Annotated in this window: 22 protein-coding genes; 13 read left to right on the top strand and 9 right to left on the bottom strand. The window is 47.2% G+C overall.

Translation table 11 applies throughout. The features are described 5' to 3' along the window. Positions 1 to 294: 294 nt before the first annotated feature. A complete protein-coding gene (locus ACWHX8_RS11250) occupies positions 295 to 1,644 on the top strand; it encodes a POT family MFS transporter (protein WP_447968218.1) in 1,350 nt (449 codons plus the stop codon). Positions 1,645 to 2,053: 409 nt separating this feature from the next. On the opposite strand, the gene ACWHX8_RS11245 is transcribed toward ACWHX8_RS11250, so the two are convergent. From ACWHX8_RS11245 to ACWHX8_RS11235, 3 genes are all read right to left on the bottom strand, one after another. Beyond that, positions 2,054 to 2,809 carry a DUF6445 family protein gene (locus ACWHX8_RS11245; RefSeq protein ID WP_447968217.1) on the bottom strand — a complete coding sequence of 252 codons (756 nt, stop codon included), beginning with the start codon at positions 2,807 to 2,809 and terminating at the stop codon, positions 2,054 to 2,056. A 405-nt stretch (positions 2,810 to 3,214) separates the two neighbouring features. Next, positions 3,215 to 4,198, bottom strand: a complete 984-nt coding sequence (locus tag ACWHX8_RS11240) for an acetyl-CoA carboxylase carboxyltransferase subunit alpha (RefSeq protein WP_447968216.1) — start codon at positions 4,196 to 4,198, stop codon at positions 3,215 to 3,217. Positions 4,199 to 4,221: 23 nt separating this feature from the next. After that, a complete protein-coding gene (locus ACWHX8_RS11235) occupies positions 4,222 to 7,692 on the bottom strand; it encodes a DNA polymerase III subunit alpha (RefSeq protein ID WP_447968215.1) in 3,471 nt (1,156 codons plus the stop codon). A 184-nt stretch (positions 7,693 to 7,876) separates the two neighbouring features. Between ACWHX8_RS11235 and ACWHX8_RS11230 the strand changes: the two genes are divergently transcribed. The 5 genes from ACWHX8_RS11230 to ACWHX8_RS11210 all read left to right on the top strand — a co-directional run bounded on the left by ACWHX8_RS11230 (position 7,877) and on the right by ACWHX8_RS11210 (position 11,593). Next, the gene (locus ACWHX8_RS11230) at positions 7,877 to 8,197 is read left to right on the top strand and encodes a heavy metal-binding domain-containing protein (RefSeq protein WP_447971903.1); all 321 of its coding nucleotides are present in this window, start codon (positions 7,877 to 7,879) and stop codon (positions 8,195 to 8,197) included. Between the two features lie 881 nt (positions 8,198 to 9,078). Continuing rightward, positions 9,079 to 9,723: a LuxR C-terminal-related transcriptional regulator gene (locus tag ACWHX8_RS11225; RefSeq protein WP_447968214.1), complete on the top strand. Its 645-nt coding sequence runs from the start codon at positions 9,079 to 9,081 to the stop codon at positions 9,721 to 9,723. Positions 9,724 to 9,952: 229 nt separating this feature from the next. Next, positions 9,953 to 10,615: an RNA polymerase sigma factor gene (locus ACWHX8_RS11220; RefSeq protein ID WP_447968213.1), complete on the top strand. Its 663-nt coding sequence runs from the start codon at positions 9,953 to 9,955 to the stop codon at positions 10,613 to 10,615. Next, the gene (locus ACWHX8_RS11215; RefSeq protein WP_447968212.1) at positions 10,612 to 10,896 is read left to right on the top strand and encodes a zf-HC2 domain-containing protein; all 285 of its coding nucleotides are present in this window, start codon (positions 10,612 to 10,614) and stop codon (positions 10,894 to 10,896) included. Before ACWHX8_RS11220 ends, ACWHX8_RS11215 begins: the two co-directional genes overlap by 4 nt. A 118-nt stretch (positions 10,897 to 11,014) precedes the next feature. Then, positions 11,015 to 11,593, top strand: a complete 579-nt coding sequence (locus ACWHX8_RS11210; protein WP_447968211.1) for a thioredoxin family protein — start codon at positions 11,015 to 11,017, stop codon at positions 11,591 to 11,593. Positions 11,594 to 11,671: 78 nt separating this feature from the next. Here the strand turns inward: ACWHX8_RS11210 and ACWHX8_RS11205 are convergent, their stop codons facing one another. Genes ACWHX8_RS11205 through ACWHX8_RS11195 form a run of 3 tightly spaced genes read right to left on the bottom strand, consistent with a single transcriptional unit; the run spans position 11,672 to position 14,861 of the window. Then, positions 11,672 to 12,460, bottom strand: a complete 789-nt coding sequence (locus tag ACWHX8_RS11205) for a DUF3047 domain-containing protein (RefSeq protein ID WP_447968210.1) — start codon at positions 12,458 to 12,460, stop codon at positions 11,672 to 11,674. A 43-nt stretch (positions 12,461 to 12,503) separates the two neighbouring features. Then, a complete protein-coding gene (locus ACWHX8_RS11200; protein WP_447968209.1) occupies positions 12,504 to 14,057 on the bottom strand; it encodes a mercuric reductase in 1,554 nt (517 codons plus the stop codon). Between the two features lie 57 nt (positions 14,058 to 14,114). Further along, complete coding sequence (locus ACWHX8_RS11195) at positions 14,115 to 14,861, bottom strand: TVP38/TMEM64 family protein (protein WP_447968208.1); 747 nt, start codon at positions 14,859 to 14,861, stop codon at positions 14,115 to 14,117. A 278-nt stretch (positions 14,862 to 15,139) separates the two neighbouring features. Between ACWHX8_RS11195 and ACWHX8_RS11190 the strand changes: the two genes are divergently transcribed. From ACWHX8_RS11190 to ACWHX8_RS11180, 3 genes are all read left to right on the top strand, one after another. Further along, positions 15,140 to 15,940 carry a TVP38/TMEM64 family protein gene (locus ACWHX8_RS11190; protein WP_447968207.1) on the top strand — a complete coding sequence of 267 codons (801 nt, stop codon included), beginning with the start codon at positions 15,140 to 15,142 and terminating at the stop codon, positions 15,938 to 15,940. A gap of 149 nt (positions 15,941 to 16,089) precedes the next feature. Beyond that, a complete protein-coding gene (locus ACWHX8_RS11185) occupies positions 16,090 to 16,359 on the top strand; it encodes a hypothetical protein (RefSeq protein WP_447968206.1) in 270 nt (89 codons plus the stop codon). A gap of 195 nt (positions 16,360 to 16,554) precedes the next feature. Continuing rightward, complete coding sequence (locus ACWHX8_RS11180; protein WP_447968205.1) at positions 16,555 to 16,782, top strand: FitA-like ribbon-helix-helix domain-containing protein; 228 nt, start codon at positions 16,555 to 16,557, stop codon at positions 16,780 to 16,782. A gap of 38 nt (positions 16,783 to 16,820) precedes the next feature. On the opposite strand, the gene ACWHX8_RS11175 is transcribed toward ACWHX8_RS11180, so the two are convergent. Next, complete coding sequence (locus tag ACWHX8_RS11175) at positions 16,821 to 18,203, bottom strand: dihydrolipoyl dehydrogenase family protein (protein ID WP_447968204.1); 1,383 nt, start codon at positions 18,201 to 18,203, stop codon at positions 16,821 to 16,823. 95 nt (positions 18,204 to 18,298) lie between these two features. Between ACWHX8_RS11175 and ACWHX8_RS11170 the strand changes: the two genes are divergently transcribed. Both ACWHX8_RS11170 and dinB read left to right on the top strand, forming a co-directional pair. Then, entirely contained in the window at positions 18,299 to 18,706 is a 408-nt protein-coding gene (locus ACWHX8_RS11170; protein WP_447968203.1) for a hypothetical protein, read from the top strand. Positions 18,707 to 18,852: 146 nt separating this feature from the next. Then, positions 18,853 to 20,031, top strand: a complete 1,179-nt coding sequence (gene dinB / locus ACWHX8_RS11165) for a DNA polymerase IV (protein WP_447968202.1) — start codon at positions 18,853 to 18,855, stop codon at positions 20,029 to 20,031. A gap of 67 nt (positions 20,032 to 20,098) precedes the next feature. Here the strand turns inward: dinB and ACWHX8_RS11160 are convergent, their stop codons facing one another. Both ACWHX8_RS11160 and ACWHX8_RS11155 read right to left on the bottom strand, forming a co-directional pair. Further along, entirely contained in the window at positions 20,099 to 21,778 is a 1,680-nt protein-coding gene (locus ACWHX8_RS11160; protein WP_447968201.1) for a putative bifunctional diguanylate cyclase/phosphodiesterase, read from the bottom strand. A 250-nt stretch (positions 21,779 to 22,028) separates the two neighbouring features. Continuing rightward, a complete protein-coding gene (locus ACWHX8_RS11155) occupies positions 22,029 to 22,172 on the bottom strand; it encodes a hypothetical protein (protein ID WP_447968200.1) in 144 nt (47 codons plus the stop codon). Between the two features lie 275 nt (positions 22,173 to 22,447). Between ACWHX8_RS11155 and ACWHX8_RS11150 the strand changes: the two genes are divergently transcribed. Together ACWHX8_RS11150 and rpoD are read left to right on the top strand one after the other, a co-directional pair. Then, positions 22,448 to 23,827 carry a pentapeptide repeat-containing protein gene (locus tag ACWHX8_RS11150; protein ID WP_447968199.1) on the top strand — a complete coding sequence of 460 codons (1,380 nt, stop codon included), beginning with the start codon at positions 22,448 to 22,450 and terminating at the stop codon, positions 23,825 to 23,827. A gap of 858 nt (positions 23,828 to 24,685) precedes the next feature. Then, on the top strand, positions 24,686 to 26,494 hold the full coding sequence (gene rpoD / locus ACWHX8_RS11145) for an RNA polymerase sigma factor RpoD (protein ID WP_447968198.1): 1,809 nt from the start codon (positions 24,686 to 24,688) through the stop codon (positions 26,492 to 26,494). Positions 26,495 to 26,589 lie beyond the last annotated feature (95 nt).

The raw sequence follows: 26,589 nt of genomic DNA, 5'->3' as shown, positions 1-26,589 counted from the left end.
AATGCGGCAATTTCTCCATTATTACGCCACGAGGCGTGTTGTCACTTCCCGTGTTCTCTGAGGGGAGCACCTTCTTTCCGCTAGCTATGCAGGCTGACTTTGTGTCAATCCACTGACTTTCATCTCCGTATTTCATGAATCATATATATCTAGTCGCATGTTGTGCTCGCTGTGTGATTCAAGGTGTTCCTACCTTGAACTTGAAATCACCCTGTGAATCACTCGACTCAGATCTGAGTTTGCTAGAATGCCCAGTGTAGTAACGCACATTGTGTAACATGACTACGAACATTCATGTCTAAACGATCATTTCGCACTACACCATTGCCTACTGATGGCATGCCACCTGGCGTGTTTCATCTCGTTGCGAATGAAGGGGCGGAACGATTTAGTTTTTACGGCATGCGCGCCATTTTAATCGTCTTTATGACGGAGCTGTTGTTGAATCAGGATGGTGCGCTTGATGTGATGACTGATGCTGAAGCGCGTGCCCATTTTCATTTATTTACGTCTGCGGTGTATTTTTTCCCGTTCCTGGGGGCATTACTCGCGGATGGATGGTTGGGAAAATACAATACAATTATTCCCCTGTCTCTGGTGTACTGTGCTGGACATTTTGCGTTGGCGGTCGATCAAACGCGTGTGGGGCTCTTGATCGGACTCACGCTCATCGCGATTGGTTCTGGTGGGATTAAACCCTGTGTGTCGGCTGTGTTGGGTGATCAATTTGGTATGCGAAATCAGCATCTCCTCTCTCAAGCTTTTTCTTGGTTTTATTTCTCCATCAACTTTGGTGCCTTTATCTCAACCTTACTCACGCCATGGTTGCTCAAGCACTATGGTCCTGATGTGGCATTTGGCGTACCTGGTTTGTTGATGCTCTGTGCAACGTTCGTGTTTTGGTTGGGACGCTATGAATATGTGCATGTTCATCCTCAGCCTCGCCAGTTTCTCGCCGAGTTGAAAAGCGCTGAGGTATGGCAGGCAACTCTTAAGCTCTCTGGTATTTTTCTCTTTGTGGCCTTTTTTTGGTCTCTCTACGATCAGACCTCTTCGGCATGGGTGCTCCAGGCGAAGCAGATGGATCGGCACTGGCTGGGGATCGACTGGTTATCGTCTCAGGTTCAAGCCGTCAACCCTATACTCATTATGATTTTTATTCCGGTCTTTACCTATGGAATCTATCCAGCAATTGATCGGATATTTCCACTCACCCCATTGCGGAAAATTTCAATGGGGTTTTTCGTGACCATGTTCGCGTTTTTGATTTCAGCCTCTATCGAACAACAGATTGAGGCTGGGCTTCGTCCGAATATTGTATGGCAGCTGGTGGCCTATGTTGTGATGACTGGAGCCGAGGTCATGGTCTCAATTACCTGTTTGGAGTTTTCCTATACACAAGCACCGCTGAAGCTGAAGTCCGTCATTATGTCGCTGTTTCTACTCTCTGTTTCTCTAGGAAATGCATTCACATCGTTCGTTAATTACTTCATCCAAAACCCTGACGGAACGACATGGCTCAATGGAGCCAGCTACTATTATTTTTTCTCCGGCATCATGTTGATTGTGTCGATCCTCTTTATTTTTGTGGCAAAATCCTATCGGGAAGAGAGACATTTTCACGGAGAGTCGAGTCAAGCGTGATGCCTCCAAAAAAACAAAAAATACCGTATCAAAGTATCAGCTAAAGACAAGCAGTTTTTAGATGTGGATAACCTGTGATATACGTGAAATAGCTTGCCTGGAAAGGGTGAAAGCGTTCTGAGAAATATTTTCTCTTGTAATATCCATAAATTTCAAGCAATACATTTGTAAGTATTTGAATTACATGATCTTTTAATCTCTTAGTGCAGTCAGAGTCAGTATAGTTTTTTCCAGATTTATCTCGAATTTCTCATGAAATTTCGCTTGATTTTTTGCTTGTGAATTGCTAGGGGATAAGTTTATTAGGATAGAATGCCTAGGTAGTTATCTGGTAGGGCTCCTGGGTGTGGGCCTGATACGGGATGTGCCGACTCATGCGAGTTGCGTTATAGCCAATTGCAGGGTCTTTCTAGTCAAGGCTTAAATACAGAATTTGGTTGACCCTGAATTCGTTCGTATAGTGTTCTGGCTGTATATATTGTGAGTGAAAACATCGTCCATCAAAAATCATGAGGCGATTTGGCTTCATCTCAATCAGGTGGAGAAGCTCCCAATATTCATTCCCCTCGTTAATGTATCGATTTTCTTGGCAAGCGAATAGCGGGTTAAAAATCATACTGTTTTGAAAGTTTTCATATCCGTCCGGATCATTGAAAAATTCATCAGCTAAATCAAAGTGGTCTGCAAGGGCACGAATCTCCTGGTTGGGGATTTTGGGCAGACGCTCCAAATTTGTCGGTTTATGCCGAAACAAACCGGTACCCCCTGCACAGGACTCCAGCGGATTAAGCCAAATCATGGCTGTGATGTCTTGGTCAATGTGTGGTTGACGTTGTCCAATATTAAGATGATAGCGATTATTCGTTATCCTGGAAAAGACAACTAGTTGCGGGCTAAATGTCGGATGTAATGATGCGTTCCACAGTTGGCTGATGGCCTGGATAACCGGTTGAGTATCTTTGTGTGCTACCGCTCGATATCCTGGGAAATTCCCGATGATTTCGAACCGGTTGGTATATGGCAGGTGCTGTGCGAAAGCGAAAACTTTCTCTGGGTGGCGATAGAAATGATCGGCGGTGACGACTTTATGCTGACCATGTCCGACGTAAGTGACTTTTACGTCGCAATTGACATTGATCGAGAAGAGATCGTCATCGACATCCATGATATACCTATGGTGGTATGTGAATGAATTCGATATGACTTGCGGGAATGTATGGTGCACATTTCTTTGGCGAGAGTCAATGTCTGCAAGGCCGTTATGCTCTGCACTGTGTCTCTCGAGCGAATCCAATGGATACAAGAAGATATACTTGGATACGGTCAGATGACTCAGCGTAAATTCCTACTTGAATATTACATGCTCGTTGAATTGGTGATAGCTGGTAGCTCTTGCGAGGCATCTATTGGTATGTCTACAAGGTTCCCTAAAGTGGGTAGGAGTGTGATCGTCCGACGACGTGAGCCTTTAGAGTCAGGAGAGCGCGTGTTGATTCGAACAGGTCTTGGGTTTGTGCCTGCCGGTTGAGTTAAGAAAAGGCGTGTGAAGGGGTTCTGTATAAGATCAAATTCAAGTGGCTGTGTTGACCTGGTGATCGTGTTTGGTTTCGCAAATGGCTTGCATTTTCCTGAACTTCGCATCACGTTCATGTAAGAGCGTTGTTGACGACAGTTTGTCAAGTTGCTGAAGTGTCGAGTCAATGGATTGCACGAGATGCTGCGCGGTGGTTTCAATGTCACGATGCGCCCCTCCCAATGGCTCGGGAATCACTTGATCCACGATGCCAAGCTTGAGAAGTTCTGGAGCCGTGAGTTTCAGCGCCGAGGCAGCTTGAGCGGCTTTTGACGCATCGTCCCATAAAATAGCCGCGCATCCTTCAGGCGAAATGACTGAATAGATTGAATGCTCCAGGATAAACACTCGGTCAGCAACCCCTAAAGCCAAGGCCCCTCCACTTCCACCTTCCCCGGTAATAATCGCGATGATGGGTACACGAAGACGTGCCATGGTCAGCAAATTTCTGGCAATGGCTTCGGCTTGTCCCCGTTGTTCGGCATCAATGCCGGGGTATGCTCCAGGCGTGTCAATAAAGGTAATGATCGGACGGCCAAACTTTTCAGCCATTTTCATAAGGCGAAGGGCTTTTCGATACCCCTCAGGGTTTGGCATGCCAAAATTGCGTCGCATGCGTTCTTTTAAGGTTTTTCCTTTTTCTTGTCCAATCACCATGACTGTCCGGTCTTTCAGGGTGGTAAAACCACCGAGAATGGCATGATCGTCGCCGAAGAGACGGTCACCGTGGAGTTCGAGGAAATCTTGGGTCATGACCTCCAAATAGTTTGAGATGGATGGACGCTGGGGATGTCTGGCAATTTGGCTATGTTGCCATGGGGTGAGGTTCCCGTAGAGTTCTCTCTCAAGTTCGTTCAAGCGTACGGTTTGTTTTTCAATCTGGTCGAGTACCGACTGTTTTTGAGAGTTGGATTTTTGGAGACGAGTAATTCGCTCTTCAAGCTCACGTAGAGGTTTTTCGAAGTCGAGGTATTCTCTCACAAGGTTCTCCCTATTCGCTGCGGTTATTCGTGAAGGGTCACAGTCGATTTTCCCAGGATATGTTCAATCTCTTCCATGAACTCGGCGTTGGGGAGGACCCCCAAGTTTGGGAGCGGAGAGGTTTTCGCGCGTATCTGACTTTGGAGAGAAAAATGAATCGAGACTGAGACCGGTCCCGGGTGTCGCTGGAAAATGCTGTGTAAATGATCCAGGCTGCTATCTTGCGTGACGGTTTCATCAATGTTGAGTGTTAAAGACTTAATCTTTCGAGACAAGAGTTCATGAATTGGCTGGATAGCCGTAGCCTTGATACGTGTGCCGCTGTCCATCTGATCGACGGTTCCCGTGATCTGAATAATAGACTCGGGAACCATATGCTCTCCACTGCTTTTGAAGAGTTCGGGGAAGACAATAATTTCAACGGTCCCGTACAGATCTTCTAGCTGGATATAGGCCATCGGATCTCCACGTTTGGTTGTATGGTGCTTGATCGAAGAGACGACGCCACACAATTTAATATCTTTTCCTTCCCGAACTTCCGTGAGTGTGGCGGTTGTGCTGGTTGAAAACTGTTTAATGGCAGCTGCATGTCGGTTCAACGGGTGAGCGGTGATGTAGAAGCCAGTCAATTCCCGTTCGTATTTCAATAGCTCCGGTTGGGACCATTCGCTTAGATTGGGCAAGGTAAATTCGAGAGGTGTTGACGTGTCATTCGTACTGTCTTCCTCTATGACTTCAAAGAGGCTGGTCTGGCCGTGACGTTTCCGTCGTTGGACGGTATTGGCTTCCTCGAGCGCTTTTTCGAGAATGGCCATGAGTTGTGAACGGGTGAGTTTCATGGAGTCAAATGCCCCGACTTTAATCAGCCCTTCAACAACGCGTTTGTTGACCTTTTGTAAATCAATCTGGCAGCAAAAGTCATAGAATGATCGAAATGCGCCGTTTTCTTCGCGTGTGACTAAAATACTTTCAACCGCACCGCCACCCACATTCTTAATTGCCGCCAACCCGAATCGTATACCTTCTGGGACGACAGAAAAATCCTTTCCACTTTGATTGACATCAGGGGGAAGGATTTTCAGTCCCCGTTCACGGCATTCCGTGAAGTAGCCCACCATTTTATCTGTATTGCCCATTTCAGTGGTGAGTAAGGCCGCCATGAATTCCGTTGGGTGATGAGTTTTGAGGTAGGCCGTTTGATATGTCACTAAGGCATAGGCTGCGGAATGCGATTTATTGAATCCATACCCGGCAAAAAAGGCCATTTGATCAAACAGTTTTTCAGCCTTCTTCTCTGGAATACTTTTCTCTTTCGCGCCTTCGATGAACAACGCTTTCTGTTTGGCCATTTCTTCGTGTTTTTTCTTCCCCATGGCTCGCCGGAGAAGATCCGCTTGACCCAGGCTGAAACCTGCCAGTTGGTTGGCCACCGCCATGACCTGTTCTTGATAAACGATGACGCCATAGGTTTCCTGCAGGATTGATTTGAGCTGCGGCGGGTCGTAGATGGTCTTAGACGGGTCTCGCTTTCGTGTAATGAAGTCATCGACCATGCCGCTTTCCAATGGCCCAGGTCGGTAGAGCGCCAGAATGGCAATGAGGTCTTCAAAGCTTTCCGGTTTAATTTTGACGAGTAAATTCCGCATCCCCGAACTTTCAAGCTGGAAGATGCCTGTGGTTTTACCCGTCGCGAGTAGGGAGTACGTCTGGGCGTCTGTGAGAGAAATATGATTGATGTCCAGGTGTGCCGATTCAGGTGTGTTGGCATTGATGAGGAGCACGGCCCGGTGAATCATGGTCAGCGTTTTGAGCCCAAGAAAATCAAACTTCACCAGCCCAACTTTTTCCACATCGGTCATGGTGTATTGGGTGACGATTTCGTCGTTACTGGTTTTGTACAGTGGAACATGTTCCATCAATGGTTTTTGAGAAATGACCACCCCGGCGGCATGAGTCGACGCATGCCGGGCCAGACCTTCCAAGGATTGAGCCGTATCCATCAAATCCTTCATTCGTGGATCGTTCTCGATGAGCTCTTCGAGTCGAGGTTCTTGAGCCAGAGCATCTTGTAAGGTGATATTTAATTGAGTGGGAACAAGTTTGGCGACTCGGTCTACTTCCGCATACGGAATATCCATGACTCGTCCTACGTCACGAATGGCGGCTTTGGCGCCTAAGGTTCCAAATGTGATGATCTGGCAGACATGTTCTTCGCCATATTTGTCGATGACATAATTAATGACTTCGCCGCGACGGTCCATGCAGAAGTCCATATCGATATCCGGCATCGTGACGCGTTCAGGGTTCAAGAAGCGTTCAAACAGCAGATTGTACGACAGCGGGTCGAGGTCGGTGATTCGAAGTGCGTATGCGACAAGACTCCCTGCCGCTGAGCCGCGTCCAGGACCAACCGGAATTCCACGTGACCGGGCAAAGTTGATGATGTCCCATACGACCAGGAAATAACCGGCGTAACCCATCGACGTTAAAATTTCAAGCTCCGCCTTGAGTCGCAGTTCGTAGGCGTCACTTGCGATGCCAGTTGGTCGTTCTCGCAGTCTTGCGGCGAGTCCATCTTCCGTGAGTTTTTGTAAATAACTTTCACGGGTTTGCCCATCCGGCACTGGATAATGAGGAAGATAGGTATCGCCAAATGACAGTTTAAGATCGCAGAGTTCGGCGACTTGGCAGGTGTTCAAGACCGCTGAAGGAAGTTCAGAGAAATCAGCCAGCATCTCTTCTGTGGATTTGACATAGAGTTGATCCGTATCGAATTTCATTCGTGAGGGGTCTTTGAGCGTTTTCCCGGTCTGGAGGCAGAGCATGATTTCATGTGGACGGGCATCGCGTTTTTGGAGGTAATGGCAATCATTAGTACCGACTAAGGGAATGCCGAGTTTCTTATGAATGTCCACGAGGCCCCGATTGGCAATGACTTGATGGTCGAGTCCATTAGCTTGTACTTCCAGATAATAATGATCTTTGCCAAAAATCGATCGGTATTCGTCGGCCACACGAAGGGCTTCGTCCATATTGTTCTGTCCGATTAAGTATGGAATCTCTCCACTTAAGCATCCAGATAACGCAATAATACCTTCGTGGTGGTCAGCCAGTAATTCTTTATCCATCCGGGGTTTGTAGTAGAAGCCCTCAAGATACGCCTTGCTCGAGAGTTTCATGAGGTTTTGGTATCCGGTTAGATTGGTGGCTAGCAGGATGAGGTGGTAATAGTCGTTATGTGCCAGATGACCATCTCGCTTTTGTCGACGACTTCCCGGAGCCATATAGGCTTCACAGCCGATGATGGGTTTTACCCCATGGTTTTGGCCTTTTTGAAAGAAATCGATTGCGCCAAACATGTTGCCATGATCGGTCATGGCGACTGCAGGCATGCCAAATTCACTGACTTGCTTGAAGAGGGGATCGAGTTGGTTTGCGCCGTCTAGCAGGCTATATTGGGTATGGAGATGGAGATGAACAAATTGGGAGGCCACGCAACAGTCCCTTCGCTAGGAAATTTTTTAACAAGGGTCTCAGGGGAAGTCAATGAACCTGGAATTGTATCATTTATTCAAGTTTAAAAGGGAAAAAAGATTCCTCAAAACTCGATGTGGGGATAAAATGGGGATAATCAAGTGAACGTCCGGTTATGGAGACACGTAAATGCAGGAGGGCATGATGATCGTAACCACAACACCGGCAATTGAAGGTCGGCGCATTCAGGAGTATTTGGGCGTAGTTACAGGGGAAGCTATTCTTGGCGCTAATTTTTTTCGTGATTTTTTCGCCAATATTCGCGATATTGTCGGTGGCCGGTCAGGCGCGTATGAGAAAGAGTTAGCGCGTGCGCGTCAAATTGCGTTTCAAGAAATGGAAGAAGATGCAAGGGATGTCGGAGCAAACGCTATCGTCGGGATTGATTTAGATTATGAGGTGCTTGGTGAGAAGGGGAGCATGCTCATGGTCACTGTGAGCGGGACTGCGGTGTTCGTAGAATAACGCAAGAATCGGAATGTCGTAGTCGGGTTGCGTGGAGAGATTCTGACTGATTGTAGCGAATCCAAATACATACCAAAGAGGAAAATCCAACTATAACGAACTCTCATATCAGTATGCTTGAACACGATACATGCAAGGCCTCGTGGTCCTCACATACATGTGCCATCATCACTCAATAATCCAACTGCCCTCTGGATTGTAGGTGTCCAAGTCTAGTTGAGCCACACTGACTTTCCCTTCGGAATTATAGCGAAACCAAATAACTTCCAACCGAATGTACATCATGTACACAGCGCAACAACGCAAGTCGTGCAGACGGAAGTAAATTGGAACGGCTATAAGGACTTCAAGGTTTCGAAGTTCATGGGATCGGCTATAGCTCAGCGCGGTACAACGTGAATATGAGGAAGGTTATGCCCGCCTGGATGATCTGTAGACGATTGACGGTTCAATAACGAAGGGTTCCTCAGTATTCAATGGGGTAACCTAAAGATTCGGCATAACTGAAACGGCTATAAACAATCGTGTTCTGCTAACTTATCGAGTCCAGCACTGCTAAGACATTCTCGATCTTTTTCTACAAATGTCTTATCTTTCTCGTCTGGATAGACGTCTCTGACTTTTTTGGCTAATTTTTAGGCAATGGATTTCTATTTCTGCTTGTATCGACTTGATCTTTCTGCTTCCAGTTAGACAGTCCTGCCTCTTTCGATTAAGTCTCGAATAAAAAAGACCGAGAATAGAAGATTACAACAAGAACTGAAAAATCCTTGCCTATCGTCTTGATTTGTACGGCATTGGCCAAATGGAACGTTCATGAAAGGCTGTGATGTATGGCTGAAAAGATCTTTATCGTCTTACTCGATGTGTAAAGGGGACTTGTGGCTGTCACTCAGAAAAATCTTTCTCACATGAATCAACAGGAAGATGGACATGCGCGCCCATTGATGTCGTATTTGGAAACCATTGCGGATCGTCGGTCTGTGCCAGGCGTTCTCTCTTTTTCCGCAACGGGAGAAGTGTTATATATGAACTCTGAGGCAGAGATGTTGAGTCGTCAAATCCTTGGAAGTCGTGTGGGCGATGAGGCTGACGATCACTTGCCCTCAGAAGTTCTGGATTTGTGTACAGATCTTCAGAAAGCACTAGAAGAAAAGCTGAGTCCGGAAGACTATGAACATCTTGAATTTCGACGCGTGACAGGGAATGTCGAGGTGCCAATTCTTCTACGAGGTTTTTTATTGCCCGATCCGCATCGACAGCACGATACCCGGTTCTTGATTCTCATGGAAAAAATCGGTCGGGAGAGTCGCGTGATTCCAGTCCAGGCTACGGAGCGATTCCATCTCACTGAGCGAGAACAGGAAATTGTGCAACATATTGCTGATGGTTTGACGAATAAGGATATTGCCAATGCGCTTTCGATAAGTGAGCATACGGTGAAGGAACACGTCAGACATCTTCTCAAAAAGACGAAGTCTTCTACCCGAACGGCTATTCTCGCGCAGATCTATCAGGATCCCTAATCAATTTGATGTGCTTTCGTTGGTTCCAGCAAAGTTTTTGGCCAGAAACTTCTGCGCCTCCTTCCCTGTATATTGGCAGACAAATTCAACGCACAAATTCTGTCTTGATTCTCCAGATCAAAGCCGTAGATAATCCCCATTCGATCTTCGACTTGGTTTCTGCTTATGTCTCACGTGCGATTGTTGGGAAATAATGGTCCTACTTCGACTCTTTCACATGGCGTTCGCGATGCCGGATTCATCTGGAAGTCTTGATGAATCGCAATTGCTGGACGCGTTGCGAAGTGGGGATGAGGCCGTTTTTGCCAAGGTAGTCGATCAATATTCTGGTTCGTTACTCAGGTTGGCTATGGCCTATGTCCCGAGTCGAGCGGTTGCGGAAGAAGTGGTGCAAGAGACGTGGCTCGGCGTCTTCGAAGGGTTGTCTCGATTTGAGGGACGTGCGTCTTTTAAAACCTGGCTTTTTACTATTTTAACGAATCGAGCCAAAACCAGGGGGCAACGAGAAAGTCGATATGTCGGGTTGGCTGAGAAGACTGGAAAGGACAATGATGAAGAAGGAGCAGGGGTTGATCTTGATTTATTCATCCAAGCCGGCACAAAAGCCGGACATTGGATTGAGCCTCCTCATGCCTGGGATCATGGGACTCCTGAACGATTTGCATTATCGAAGGAAATTGGGGAGCAGATTGAACAGGCGATTGCGGCTCTTCCTCAAACTCAACGGCAAGTCATCACTCTGCGGGATCTTGAAGGGGTCAGTTCGGAAGAGGTGTGTAACATTATGGGCGTGACAGAGACCAATCAACGGGTGTTGTTACATCGGGCACGTACTCGAGTGCGTAAAACGCTTGCGCCCTATGCCAAAGGGGATTCAGGTTTACTGCAATGAACAGGAATTTCAAACAACAAGCCATGACCTATATGGCAGGTAACCTGACGTGTCAGAACGTTGCCAGCATTATTACCGACTACCTTGAAGATGCCATGCCGTTCTCGACGCGTCTTCGATTTCATTTGCATTTAGGTTTGTGTTTTTCCTGTAGAAATTATCTCAAGCAAATGAAGTATACGATTCAAACGCTCGGGAAACTTCCCACAGAACCCATAGCCCCAGAGATTCGAGAAGAACTTCTTCATCGATTTCGTCATTGGAAAAAGGAAAACCCCTGATCTCTTTGGTCCTTCGTGTGGCGGGCGTGGATTGTGAGAGGTATTCCAATTCATGAATGTCACACAGATTTCCAACTACAGTGGACAATGTGTCATCTTCTAGCAAGGAGTGCTTGTCATGGCGCTAAAAAATTCAACGATGTTGCCGCTTGGGACTGTGATCCCTATGTTTTCGTTACCGGATGTCATATCGGGAGAGATGATTTCACCAGAATCGTTTGACTTGTCCCACGGGACTTTAGTGATGTTTATTTGTAAACATTGTCCCTATGTGGTGCATGTCAAAGACGAATTAGCCTGCATTGGAAAGGATTATCGGCAATCCGGGCTTGGCATGGTGGCGATCAGTAGCAACGATGCCCGTTCGTACCCTGATGATGCACCGGATTCATTGAAAGTGATGGCTGAACAATTAGGATTTGTGTTTCCCCTGTGTTATGACGAAAGCCAGGAAACCGCTAAAGCCTTTACCGCGGCCTGCACTCCGGACTTTTTCCTCTTTGATCAGAAACAACAGCTTGTGTATCGAGGGCAGCTGGACGAGAGTCGTCCGGGCAATGGAACGCCCGTGACAGGGAAAGACCTCCGAGCCGCCATCGAGTCGATGTTAGCCGGGAAAGACGTTCCCCCCATGCAGCGGCCAAGCGCAGGTTGTAATATTAAGTGGAAGTCCGGAAATGAACCGGATTATGCCTGATGATAAGAAAAGAAGGCGTGAAAATCATGTGTGACAGAGAACGATGACCTTTTCTCGCGGTCTACTATTCTGACGTTTTTATTTCTTCGGTTTTTCTGTTGACTGTTTAAATGTAATATCCCCAAAATAGGCAATGGCCGCTTCTTTTGTATTGTCGGTGTCTGTCATAATCGCTACACCGGAAATCATCGGCGGTTCTTCTCCGAAGGCTCGCCGGTAATCTTCATACACATTGCGTTCTTCCGTGACCCATTGGCCGAGTTTTTTTGTCCCGCTTTGTGTCACGAACATTCGGACCCGATCCGTATAGGGATTTGGGACCATAGTGCCAATTGGGCTTTTGCTTTCCCAAATATAGTTGATCGCGCCAAGGGGAGGGTATTCTCCGTATAGCAATTTTGCAGTCTCATATTTAGCTTGTTCGAAAAACCCAACCCTCTGGCTATCGTAGGCAAACGTGATGTAAATTCTTGCCGGATAGTCATCGCCTTCCTTTCGTGTCACGTCTCCATGTTTGAAGATATTTTCTACTTTCCACCGCCAGGTGACAATCGGGTATTTTTTCGGGTCGATCGTAATGGCCCGTGTGAGTCCTGACGAGCTTTCCACGCTTGTGGCTTTGACGACAACTTGATCCTTGTCTTTGATTAATTCATAGAGCGTATGTTCTTTGATTTTTTCAAACGTCAGCGGCTGCCATTCTTCAGGAAAGGCCTCTCCTGCCTGACTCCTTGAAAAGCCTCCAACTTCAAGGGATTCGGGAGAAGACGTTTGTGCAAGGCTGAAGGGTGTCAGAACGCCAAGTATGAGCCAAAGGCCTATGGTGAGGCTGATAGTGCACTGTCGAGACGCCGGGAAGACCCGCATAGAGGTCAGATTGGAGCTGTCCGCGTTTTCTGAGTTTTTGTTGTTATCGTGTCCAGGCAAAGAGTTTTTGGAGAAATCGCTTTTTTCCATCGGTGAAAGTCGTTTTTCTCCAGGCATTGGCAACTTTTTTAATGACTTCAGCCTGGGTAGGATAAGGGTGAATGGTTCCGGTGATTGTGCTGAGTCCGACCTTGGCTTTCATAGCTAAGGTAAATTCACTGATCATATCTCCCGCATGTGAGGCAACAATGGTTGCACCCAAGATTGTATCAGTTCCTTTTTTAACATGCACTCTTGCAAACCCTTCGTCTTCTCCATCCAAAATGGCTCGGTCCACTTCGTTGAGAGGAAACGTGAACGTGTCGATAGGAATGTTCTTCGATTTCGCGTCGGATTCATAGAGGCCAACATGTGCAATTTCTGGTTCTGTAAACGTACACCATGGGATTATAAGCGAGTCGGTGCTGGCATAGCCAAGCCCAAAAGGGTGAGGGAACAGAGCGTTTTGAATGACGATTTGTGCCATCGCGTCAGCGGTATGGGTAAATTTAAACGGAGAGCAAATATCGCCTGCCGCATAAATTTTGGGGTTGGTGGTTTGCAGCTTGTCGTTCACTTTTACCCCAGAGCGTGTATCGTATTCGACATTTAGGGTATCAAGTCCCAAGTTTTCGACATTTGGGGCCCGTCCGATGCCAATCAATATTTCGTCTACGGCCAATTCCTTGGTATGCCCATCCACTTCGTAATGAATGATTTTTTCAGAACCATGTTGAGAAATGTGGGTGATTGTTGCCTGGCAGGTGAATTGAACGCCGTCCTGAACCATGGCCTGTTTCACAACTTCTGCCGCTTCGGGATCTTCGCGCGGGAGTATTCGGCATTCCTGCTCGAAGACCAACACTTGGCTACCAAATCTTGCAAACGCTTGGGCCAATTCACATCCGATAGGGCCTGCTCCGATCACCGCCAATCTGGTGGGGAGTGTGGTCAGACTAAAGACACTTTCATTTGTTACATATCCTACTTCTTCAAGGCCTGGTATTGGCAAGGCAATGGCTCGTGCTCCAGTACAGATAACCGCTTTCGCGTAGTGTAAGGTCTTTTCCCCTAAGGTGATTGTGCCATTGCCTGAGAAACGTCCTTCTCCGATAAAGACATCGACTCCAAGTTTTTTGTACCGATGAGCTGAATCGACATGGCTGATTCGAGCGCGAAGCTTTCTCATGCGAGCCATGGCCGCGCCGAAGTCACCGTTGACGTTGCCGGTAACATTCAGTCCAAACTCCTCAGCATGTGTAAGTTCGGCCCAGGTGCGAGCCGCACGAATGAGGCCTTTTGATGGGACACAGCCTACATTCAGGCAATCTCCGCCCATGAGGTGCCGTTCGATCAAGGCCACTTTCGCGCCAAGGGCGGCTGCGACCGCTGCAGTAATCAGTCCCGCTGTTCCAGCGCCAATAATGACCAGATTGTACGTTCCGCTTGGCTCAGGATTGATCCATTGAGGTGGATGCACATTGTTGACTAATTCTTGATTGAATTCATCCATGGGATGGATCTCAACGGCATGATTGGTTGTCGATGTGTGAGTCATCGTGTCCTCAAATTAAAGAGAGTGAAAAGTCGTATGAATAGTTTGGGTTGCATAGGCTCAATGCGTATCAAGATCTGCATCTGCACCTGGGCTACGCTTTCCCGTTATTTTTCGATAGACAATGGGCATGATGGCCAGCAGTCCAAGAAAGGTGAACGCGAGTAAGACGGGTGGAGAGGCAATCTCAGACAAGGAGTTGATTGTTCCGAGTTGACGACCGGCAAATGCAAAGACAAAACTACCAGGAATGATTCCGATGGCCGTCGCAAGCATGTAGGTCCCAAGGTTAACGCGAGTAAGACCTGAAACCAGATTGACTAAGAAAAATGGAAAGGCCGGGATGAGTCGGAGTGTCATGAGGTAACTAAAGGCGTTTTTGGCAAATCCAGCTTGAATGGGGCCAAGTCGATCACCAAATTTCTTCTCAACCCAATCCCGTAAGAGATAGCGAGAGGAAAGGAAGGCGAGGGTGGCACCGGTTGTCGCCCCGATATTGACGAACAAAGTCCCGAAAAAACTTCCAAAGAGAAATCCCCCTGCGAGAGTCAGAATCGCTCCGCCAGGAAGCGAAAAGGCTGTTTGGACAACATAGACAAGAATGAAAAGAGAGACGGCAAGGCTAAAGTGACTTTCCGTATAGGCGAGAAGATTGTCACGATTGGCTTTTAGCGATTCCAGGGAAAGATAAGTGCCGAGGTCAAAATAGAAAAAGGCCCCGATGCCAGTCATCAACAAAAGTGCGATGATGATTTTTCCTAGAGAACTCGAAGAATTCGTTTCCTTTGTTTCTTCGGTATTGTGCATAGTCTGCTCCAAGTGGTGAGTCCTCATTTGAATGCTCCCTTTTCAGTATGGTGTCTTCGTGTCATGCTAATTGAAGATTTTCCGCCATGATGCGTATGCCTGAAAAGGAGTCTCATGAAGTTGCAAGTTGTTACAAAAGTGTTGAAGATGTCATGCCTGAGAAAGTTTCTTGAAGCGAATTGCGCATTGCACACACGTTACGTCTTGAAACAAGCAAGAACCGAACAGATCAATCTTTTAGAGTGTATGTACATGATCCATCAGGACGTAGAAAGCAAATGACCGACTCACATCAAAAGAACGTACAGATTGGTTTCAAAAAATGGCTGAGTTTACTCGGGTTGGTGATTGTCTTAGCCTGTGGCTACTGGGCCTTCAATAATTTTGATCTCACTGAATATCTACAGCCTAGCAGACTCGTCGAGTTTATTCAGTCGTTTGGGGCTGTGGCTCCACTCGTATTTATCGGGATTATGGCTCTTGCTGTGGTGGTGAGTCCGATTCCCAGCATTCCTTTAGATCTCGCAGCGGGCGTGGCGTTTGGACCATGGTTGGGGACGTTGTATGCCGTCATTGGTGCAGAGATTGGTGCCATTGTGAGTTTTCTTATAGGGAGAAGGTTAGGGCGAGACGTGATCGCTCGTTTGCTGAAAAGTGACGTGGTGTTTTGTGAGAAATGTTCCGATCATCATCTGTTTGGGTTTATCGTACTCTCCCGTCTCCTTCCAGTCTTTTCATTTGATCTTGTCAGTTATGGAGCGGGGTTGACCACGATGAGTCTCAAAGCCTTCGCGGTTGCCACGTTTCTTGGCATGGTGCCGCCCACCTTTGCCATTGTCTATTTCGGAAGCAGTACGCTCGCCATTGATTGGATTGTGATGCTCTTAGGAGTCATCTTGGTAGGGTTTTTTATTGTCCTGCCAAAGTTGATTATACGACATCAGTCGACATGGTGGGTTCGGATGATTCAGGGGAAGAAACCGGAAGTAGAAGGAGAACAAGTATCTGTCCTAGAGCCAATGTTGTCATCCGAGTCATCATCCCAGTGTTCGTGGTGTGGGACGAAGGAGCAAGTTTGATGAAATGGAGGGGGAAGAAATAGTTATTGAAATATTACAGGGAGAAAGTCTCTCGCAAATACTCATCAATTTTTGGCATAATCCATCAGTTGCTTACGTTCAAATCTCCTTAACCAAGTTAGGACATCGCGACGAGAGGTATATCTGTAATGAATTCAGAAGAATCCGAAGACATTAAACGATATTTTGGTGTGGTGGCTGAGGGGCTTCGCCACGATATTCAACAAGTGGCTGAAGGTCATGAAATCGTATTAACGCACGTGAAGGAATTTCGAAAGGAGGTTCGAGAAGAATTTAGAGAAGTACGTGCGGTGATCAAGTTTTCTTTTGCTGAACTCGATCAACGAATTGGTACACTGGAAAATGAAATGTTGAGAATGAAAAAGAGATTAGATCAACTCGAAATGCAGAAAGGGTAATAATTTCAGACTCGATTTCTTATCTGGGAAGTCGTAAGCCTGTATAAACGTAACCTGCGAACACCATCTCCTTCTCTTGCCCTCACAAACCCTGATTTTTAGAGGTGCCTACAGTCCTTTTCATCCTATTCCACGCTTGTAGAGTTGTCCGAATATCTACATATGATATCGTGATATCATAATGGGAGGTTGACCATGGGGCAATTAATTGTTCGAAATATTGAAGAAGACGTGAAGCTGTGCTTACGTCAACGGGCTTCTCGACATGGCCGAAGCGTGGAAGAAGAAGTGCGTGATATTCTTCATAATGCCACAAAGAATGAAGGGGAACAAAAGGGTGGTTTTGGCTCAGCCATGAGCCACATGTTTCAAGGCCTTGGATTACAAGAAGAGATTCCGGAACTCAAAGGAACGTCTTTCTGAACATTCTTGAGGGCACGAAGGCATCAGATCCACGTGTGTTATTGTAGTTTTTCTGCGAGTTCTTCGGCAGGATACGTCAAGATCTCAGCAAGGGTAGGGTGATAGTGTGGGATGCGGAGCATGTCATGGACGGTGCCATGGTAATACATAATCGTAATGAGTTCATGAATCAGCTCTGAGGCTTCAGGACCAACAATATGTCCTCCAATAAGTTCACCGGTTTTTGGATGACACAATATTTTGACATGTCCATGTGTTTCACCCAATGTCATGGATTTTCCGTGATCACTAAACGGGTATGATGCGACGAGATAGTCGATGCCTTGTTGGGTACATTCTCGTTCCGACAATCCGACATTCGCCACTTGCGGATCGGTAAAGACGACTTGGGCCTTCAGGCGATCGTCCTGTTGGCGAGGCGGCTTATCTGAGTGAACCGCATTCCAGGCAGCAATTTCTCCTTGTTGAATCGCGATGTGCACGATTTCATGGAGGCCGTTCACGTCGCCGACGGCAAAAATGTGTGGTGTCGATGTTCGCATGTCGCTCGATACCGTAATCGTTCCATTCTTGGTGTCCACGTTTGCCTTCTCTACATTCAGGTTGTCGATATTAGGACGACGGCCTAGCGCTTGGAGTATGTGTTCCGCTGAAACGGTTTTCTCTTTGCCCTGGTGAAGGAAATGCGCTGTTTTGAGGTTTTCGGTTTGACTGAACTGTTGAAGTTGGGTAGACGTCAAGACTTCCATGCCTTCTTCGCGAAATCGTGCTTCGACAGGACGAGCTAGGTCTTCATCGCCTTCGGACATGATGTGGTGACTTCGCTGGATGAGGGTCACCTTCGTGCCTAATCGTGCAAAGAATTGCGCAAATTCTAGCGCCACAGCTCCTCCACCTAAGACAATCAGTGATTTCGGCAGTGTCCGTAGCTCCAAGGCTTCGTCGCTGGTGATATACCCCACTTCTTCAAGCCCGGGAATTGGAATTCGAGAGACAATGGATCCGGTTGAAATAATAAACGTCTTGCCGGTCAAGCGGTGTGGGCCAGCTTGAATTTCAGTTGGTGAGAGAAATGCTGCGCGTTCTTGATAAAGGGTGAATCGTGGATCATTGAGAGCCTCAATTCGATAATCTGCGAATTCTTGAATGAGCTGTGACTTCCGGTCAATAATGGCAGAAAGGTTAGCCGTTGCCTCTGTGGGAGCTAGTCCGAATTCCTCCGCTCTGCGTATCAGTGATATGATATCGGAAGAGCGGAGAATGGTTTTGGTGGGCATGCAACCGCGAAGAATACAGAGGCCTCCTAATGGCCCGTGGTCGATGATGGCAACGTTGGCTCCTTCGTCTCTTGCGGTGCGAGCGGCAGCATACCCTGCAGAGCCACCACCAATGATAATCACATCGTACGGTTCGGTTGACATGGTTAGGGCTTTCTCCTTGGTGATGATCGTGCGCGAAGGCTAGACCTTTTGAAGCAAATTGTGAATGATTCGTACACGAATAGGAACTGATAGACATGAAGATAACATGGACCTTTCCGTTTGTCTTGCTGTGGTGTTTGATTGGTGTGGGTTGCGTCAAAACCAGCGGGCCACTTGCGACATTACCCATTGTGAGTCCAACGGCATCAGAGTTGAATCTGTCTGGAATTGCGGCGTACAACGACGGCAAGTGGGCGCTTGCGCAACAACGTTTTGAAGAAGCGCTTCACGCCGATGACCAATTGCCTGAAGTGTATTTTAACCTAGCCTTAACATTCCATAAACGTGAAGCGCATCAACAGGCCACCGAATATTTTCAAAAGGCAGGCGAATTAGCTCCACATAACGATAGCATTGTGCAGTCATCGGTCTATCGGAATCACCTTGGTCTCTCTTCGACGTTTGAACGACATATGAGTGGGGGATATCGGTACAGCCAATAGGCTTTGCCCACATATTTGTTATGATGACGGAATGAGTCGTTGCCATCTGGTGAGGTATCAGGACGTACGGTGTTGTGTGATGAGTGTGCGTCATGTTCTGCCTTGAAACTTGGGCGTGAATTACTGACGATTTTCTGGAAATAACCATGCGATCCATTCTTCATGTCGATATGGATGCGTTTTACGCATCGATTGAACAACGGGACAATCCCGCCTATCGTGGGCAGCCGGTTGTGGTTGGGGCAAACCCTCAGAATGGAAAGGGACGGGGTGTGGTGTCCGCGGCATCGTATGAAGCGCGGACGTTTGGTATTCACTCCGCCATGCCTATTAGTCATGCCTATCGACGGTGTCCGTCTGCGGTGTTCCTTCCTGTCCGTATGGCGCGATACGAAGAGGTGTCCAAGCGACTTTTTGAGATTTTTCTCCGCTATACGGATTTGGTAGAACCGCTAAGTGTAGATGAGGCGTTTTTAGATGTAACGGGAAGCTACGCGTTATTCGGGTCAGCCGAAACGATTGGTCGCCGTATTCAAGCAAAGATATTAAAAGAGGAACACTTGCAGGCGTCTGTAGGAATTGCCTCCAACAAGTTTCTCGCAAAAGTGGCCTCAGATCTTGAAAAGCCTCAAGGGTTTGTGGTGGTGCCGCATCAGAAGATACGGGAATTTTTGCGAGACTTGCCCTTGACACGTTTATGGGGAGTTGGGGCCAAGACGGCGGGCTTCCTTCAAGATATGGGCTATCGAACTATCGGAGATATTGCGCAGCAATCGCAAGAAGCTCTTCGAGCGCGTTTGGGCAAACGTGGTGTGCATGTATGGCAATTGGCCAATGGGCTAGATGATCGTCTCGTGGAGCCATGCTCCAGTATGAAGTCAATTGGAGCTGAGACGACATTTTCACATGATACCGATGATGGTGAGCGTATTCGACAGACTCTGCTGGCATTATCTGAACGCGTTGGCCAACGATTGCGAGCCGAGCATCAAGGCGCTCGAGGCCTCACGCTCAAGTTTCGGAATACGGCCTTTGAAACGGTGACGCGCTCACAATCATGGTCAGAGCCCATCAATCAATCCAATGATATCTGGCGGCATGCCCTGACATTGCTCAGTCGTGTTGGCATAGATGGGCAAAAGGTTCGGTTGCTTGGCTTATCAGCCACAAAGCTGACTGTTCTGGGTACCCATGAGCAATTGCCGCTGTTTGAGTCAAGTTGTGGACAGGACGGTGACTTGTCGCACGCGGTGGATGCGATTCGCATGCGTTTTGGCGATGAAGCCATTCAGTTAGGGTCGCTGCTTGGAAAAGAGAAGTCCTGACAGTAAAAATATTGATCTTCGAAGAAGAGGGTAAGAAGCTTGATGAACTGGAGCCTAAGCAAGTCCATCAAGCTGTTGTGAGCCATTGTCGGCTTTCGTGAGCCGGGATGGGCGGAGTGACCCAATATCCTTGAATGGCATCGCACCCATGTTCAGTAAGGAATTCAGCCTGGGATTGAGTCTCAACACCCTCAGCGATTACCTTGAGTCCAAGCGTATGCGCCAGGGCAAGAATGGCTTTGACAATAGCAGCATTATTCATGTCTGTGTCGAGGTCTTTGATTAAGGACTGATCGAGTTTGAGTCCATCCAGGGGGAAGACCTTGAGGTATCGGAGCGAGGCGTACCCAACGCCAAAGTCGTCAATGTAAATTTGCACGCCCATGGCTTTTAGGTCTCGTAGTGTGGAGAGTGTGCTCGGTGTTTCATGAATGAGAAAACTTTCCGTCAGTTCTACTTGGAGGTATTGCGGGTCAAGTTGTGTGGCTTGCAAAATTTGCTCGACCGACGCGGGAAGACTGCGTTGGTGCACCTGCCGTGCTGAAAGATTGACGGAGATTGGTGGAACCGGCAGCCCTTCACTCTCCCATTTTTTTGCCTGCACGCTTGCAGTTTTCAAGACCCATTCCCCAATAGGCACGATAATACCGGATTCCTCAGCTTTCGGAATAAAATTTATTGGACTGATCATGCCTTGGTAGGGGTGTTGCCAGCGAAGCAACGCTTCCATCCCGACGATGTGTTGCGTACGAAGATCCATTTGAGGCTGATAGTGTAAGAGAAACTCTCCCTTTGTGAGCGCGCGGCGGAGTTCGACGTCAATGGTGGTTCGATCAAGGGGAGAGGTCTGCATGCCGGCTGTGTAGAATTGGAAATTGTTGCCGCCTTGGGCTTTCGCGCGGTACATGGCGGTGTCGCTATGTTTCAAAAGATCTTGTGCCGAGGCACAGTCCCAAGGATAAATCGTTACTCCCACGCTTCCGGTAATATGGAGTTCACGTTCGAGCACGACCATTGGTTGCGCGATGAGATCAAGCAATCGTTGAGCGATCGTGCCAACATTGTCGACCGACACCACTTCATCAATCAGAACGGCAAATTCATCGCCACCCATCCGAACGCCCGTGTCGACTTCGCGAATGCATTTTCGGAGTCGGCTGGCAACAGTTTTCAGAACAATGTCGCCATATTCATGACCAAAGGTATCGTTAATGGCCTTAAAGTGATCGAGGTCGAGAAAGAGCAAGGCAATGGCCGCATCATTACGATTGCAACGAGCTAATGCATAGTGCAGTCGTTCATAAAATAAGCCTCGATTGGCGAGTCCGGTGAGATGGTCATAGTGTGCTTGATAAGTGACCTGTTCTTGAACGCGATGGCGTTCAACTGCGTATCGAATGGCACGACTCAAGGCCTGGCTATTGATTTGGCCTTTGATGAGATAATCTTGTGCGCCGCTTTGGACAGCCTGTACGGCCAGGGCTTCGTCTTGCATCCCACTCATAATGAGGATGGCCGCACATGCATGTGTTTGTCGGAGTTCGCGTAAGGTGTCGAGTGCAATCGAATCGGGCAAGTTAAGGTCAAGGAGAATAATATCGAATGATTGGTCTTGTATATATGTGCGTGCGATATGGACTTCAGCGGCATGTGAAAATGAAAACTGAGTTCCAAGGCCGTCTTTGAGCATCTCGTGTGTGATCCGTACGTCAGCGATATTGTCGTCAATGACAAGGATGTTAAGCATGCATACGTTCCTGGTGATGGATTAGATTGACGCGACTCATGAAATGAGGAGACGTTCTGTGTTCTCTGGTTATCTTTTCGGAAAATTGTGAGAGATTCTTGAGGTTGTTGATCGATGCTGTGCGAAGGGCGTATTCTGGGCTTCTTGCGTTTCGCTGCTCTCTGTTCTTTGTCTGAGTTGTGTGGTAAAGAAAAATATATGAAGCGCACGACTACGTATAGTGAGCGGAAGAGTTCTTATGGGCAATCTCCTACGTTTTTTCACCGAGTGACGTGTCTGGTTGGTGAGTCGCGGCAATATGGTTTGGGGCTTCATGGTTTACCGGTTTCCCCTGTGGGAGGTCGGAGTCGATCACGACAACCCTCTGCCAGTCATAGAATCGTTCATCCCACACGTTGTGACGCTCCAGGGTGTCTCACGGTGCTACAGGATCGATATTTTCGACGTCTAGATGGATGGGTCTTGTGTCCTCAGTGCTTTTCTTGTCAGTCCTGTGAATGGTGATTCGTCGAATCCTTCCATATTATCCTGCCGATTTTTTGAATTTTCTGTCTTGATCATTAAGACTCAATAACTTATTCAACTTGTCCGACGTAATAGATGATGAGCGTGAGTACTGTGTCGCCTTCGAGGAAGGCTTCGGATTTCCAAAGTGAATGATTAGGTGTTGTGTCGATTGTGATAATGGACTGTCAAGCTTCAAAATTGTCGACTAGATATGACGTGCCAGCCTGGGTGTCGTGGACGCCGCAGGAGAAATGGGTGTGGGAACGGATTTGTGAAGGGCAATTGGCCGATCTGAATTATTATGATGGTACGGGAGAGGTGCTTGATCCAACGCAGCCATCGCAATGGTCGAGCACTCGAATTCTCCGTGCCTCGTTTCTCTGGAAGATATTGCTAGAAGAGCCTTACGCAAGTGCAATTCCAGTACAGGGTATTCGAATCAAGGGCGCCTGGTGGGAGGATACGCTTCGCTGTCCCATGGGTGAAATTTCTCATGATCTTTGGTTGCACGCCTGTTACTTTGAACATGCGGTGCAGTTTCAACAATTGCACGTGGCCGGGACGCTATCATTTGATGGTTCATCATTTACTCAAGATGTGTTGTTGAGTGGCTCCACAATAGATGGCGATCTTGTGTTCGATGGCTGCACGATCTCCACGCCGCTGGATATGACGCAGCTTCATGTCTGTGGATTACTGTGGGCGGGACCGTCCGGAAATTTTACGTCGATCAATCTACAGGGGAGTCGTTTGGATCGAGGAGTCACGATGTCTGGCGTGACGGTGTATGGACAGGTGAATCTCGAACAGTCTGAGATTGGGGGGAATGTCTATGTGGAAGATACGGAAATTCTTTCTTCGTTATCGTTGGAGAGAGCAACCGTTCACGGCCATGTTTCCCTGAAGAAGTCTGTTATTTTTAGCACCTTGTCGATGTGTGATATGACGGTGCATGGAAGTGTGTTTCTTCGATATGGCTTGAAATGTGAAACCGTTGATTTCCGTGGTGCTCATTGCCATGCGCAGGTGACGGTCCTTGGCGTACATATAAGTCGGATGATGAATTTTGAAGGTGGGCACATTGAAGGCTCGCTTTTTTTTGGTGGAGGTCTTGCGTGTGCAGAGCTTCATTGCTGTAGGTTGTGTGTCATGCAGGATCTGACCTTCGTGGATGCACGCATATTCGAAGTTGTGGATATGACACATGCTCAAGTTTTGGGAGATGTGATCTTTGGGGCTGGTACGGTGCTCCAATCGGTGAATCTGTCATTTGCTCACGTTGGTGGTCCTGTCTTATTTATCGCTGCGAATGTTCGTGGCGAGCTCAACATGGAGTCGATTCAGGTCGGAGGCAGTTTAAATTTGTATGACAATGGTGACTTCGGCTCCGTAAAGCTCGACGGAGCACAGGTTCAAGGTCGATTGGCTATTGTCGGTGCGACTTTTTCAAGTAATCTGAGTATGGATAAAATTCAAGCCAAGGGCGGCGTGTTCATTGGCGAGGGGAGTCATTTTAGTCAGGTCAGTTTATTCCATCCGTAACGACACGCTTCTTCAAGCTGTTTTCGTATTCTCTTCCTTTAATATCCCTTATAAACATTCCTCATGCTATAAGCTGAATATCTGACTGCCAGTTTTATCAAACGACAGGAATTCTATCTTCGCGTATGCTGATGAACGGGGTGGGCTTCACCGGAAGCACTGTCTCGTCGTGCTGCTGCCTGGCTGTGTTCCTAAGGAAACTCGCTTGGAAGGTATTTGGTTTTGCCGTAACTTTAGCGTTATGGGCTTTCGAATTCATGAAGCCAAGCGTGAGTCTGGAAGAGGTTGGGGCTTTCCCCATGTCCATGAAAAAATCAGATTAGTTGGTGAATATAGTTAGCTGGGACTTACGTGATTACTTGACGTAATTATGTAGGGTAATTATGGGAGTTATTGTGGGGTATGTATCGATATTTCAATGATTTACCCGTTTGTGCCTCTTGATGGATATTCATGTTGAATATGAGGAGAAGTTCCTAAGTATTTAAGGTATTTACTTTCATAGTGAAACAGCGTATATTAGGTTTAAGCTTTGCCCTAAGGTATTTAATGAGTTTTCTGGTACGTGATCAAGGATTTTTTGAGAAGTCTCTACACGATGGACGTTAGGCGTACATCCATTCTTGTCTAGATATTTCAACAGTTTGTCAACTTCTCCCTTATTGATATCGCATAGCAAGATACGCATCACAATGAACGATGTCATGAACTTGCTAGCTAGAATTCGTGATGATTGTCTCACGCGAGACTGGCGTACTCGATATCCGGTCTGAGTATACGAGTGGTGCAAGAGAATTACGTGCTTTTACCATAAAAGACGCGAGTATAAATTTTGATTTCTTCTTGAAGGGGTGTTGCATGTCAAAAGAAAAGATTGTGGATGATGTACAGCGTCTTATTGCAGTTGCTCGAGAAAAAGGACATTTAACACATAAAGATCTTTCTCAGGTTCTGCCGGCTGAGATTGTGACATCAGATCAATTACACGTGGTCTTGCTGGCCTTAAACGAAATGAATATTGAAGTGATTGACATGCCGATGAAGGAGTCGCTTCAAGCTTCAAGCCAGGGGAACGAATCCGATGATCAGGAGTCTGCGAGTGATGAGTCCGAGGGTGGGGGCGGTGATATTGATCTTACCCCAGGAGAGCCGACTCGCATTGATGACCCAGTCCGTCTCTATCTGAAGGAGATGGGTCGGGTTCCACTGCTGACCCGTGAAGGGGAAATTGATCTTGCCAAGCGAATTGAGGAAGGCAAACGTGAGCTTGCCTGTGCCATGTTTGGGATGCCTGTCACCATTCAGCAGTTTGAAATGCTGTATGAGCAATTAAAAAATCATGAAATCCGTGTACGTGACTTGGTGCTCCTGCAAGATACCTTGGAAGAAGATGATGTGGAGGAAGAGCCTCAGGCGGCGGAACAAGAGGATGAAGAGTTACATCAACGAACATTAGATATTTTAGGAAATATTCGAAAGTTTGGCCGATCGTTAATGGTCTTGTACGGAAATCAGCGAAAGGCGACATCTGCAAGTTCCAAACACACTCAAATGGAAAAACGTATTGTTGAGGTGTGCGATCAATATGTTGATCAGATTGAATCGTTGAATTTGCATCAACGAGTTCGTGATCAGATGCTCAAACGCATTAAAGACATTGGGAAGGAAATTTTTGAGTGTGAATCGATCGTACGACGAAGCAGTGCACGTCTGGGACTTACAGGCGGTGTTCAAGCTATCGCTCAACGATCTCGAAGCACGGCGAAGGCCAGCGGAAAACGAAAAGTCGAGCTGAGTACTCAAGAGGTCTCCAAGCTGAAGGAATTAATAGCCGAGGCGAAGGGGCGTTTAAAGGAAATTCAAGAAGAAACCGTGCTCATTCCAATCAATGAATTTCGTGAAGCATTGACAAGACTCGGCCGAGCTGAAGGCAAAGTGAAGCGCGGTAAAGCGCAATTGATTGAAGCCAACCTTCGTTTAGTCGTGAGTATTGCACGGAAGTATACGAATCGAGGATTGCAATTTATCGATTTGATTCAAGAAGGCAATATCGGACTCATGCGTGCTGTTGATAAATTTGAATATCAGCGAGGCTATAAATTTAGTACCTATGCGACCTGGTGGATTCGACAGGGTGTGACTCGAGCAATTGCCGACCAGGCCAGAACCATTCGTATCCCTGTTCATATGATTGAAGCCAACACCAAGCTTGCTCGCACGGCTCGACAATTGGTGCAACAGCTTGGTCGTGAACCGACTCCAGAAGAAATTGCAAGCCGCATGGGGCTTACAGCTGAAAAGGTGCGTATGATGTTGGATATTTCGAAGGGAACCATTTCGTTAGAAACCCCAATTGGTGAAAAAGAAGACAGTCAACTTGGAGACTTAATCGAAGATAAAAATGCGGTGTCGCCGATGGATGCGGCCAATCGATACGATCTTCAGCGTCAAATTGCCAATGCGCTTGGAGTATTGACGCCTCGAGAGGAAACGGTGATTCGTAAACGCTTTGGTATTGGTGATAGCACCGATCATACTCTAGAGGAAATCGGTCAAGATTTTGATGTCACGCGAGAGCGAATTCGTCAAATTGAAGCCAAAGCCCTCAAGAAATTACGTCATCCAAGTTGTAGTCATAAACTTCGTAGTTTGGTTGAACACATTTAAGCATTGCTGTTTTCACGTTTTCAATTGAAAAAGCCCCGTCAAACATGACGGGGCTTTTTTTATGCTGAAATGTTTTTGAATCTTGCATAATTGAC

The sequence above is a fragment of the Nitrospira sp. M1 genome, from assembly GCF_965152605.1.
The sequence above is the reverse complement of the archived record's forward strand: the minus strand, read 5'-3'. Positions and strand labels throughout refer to the sequence as shown.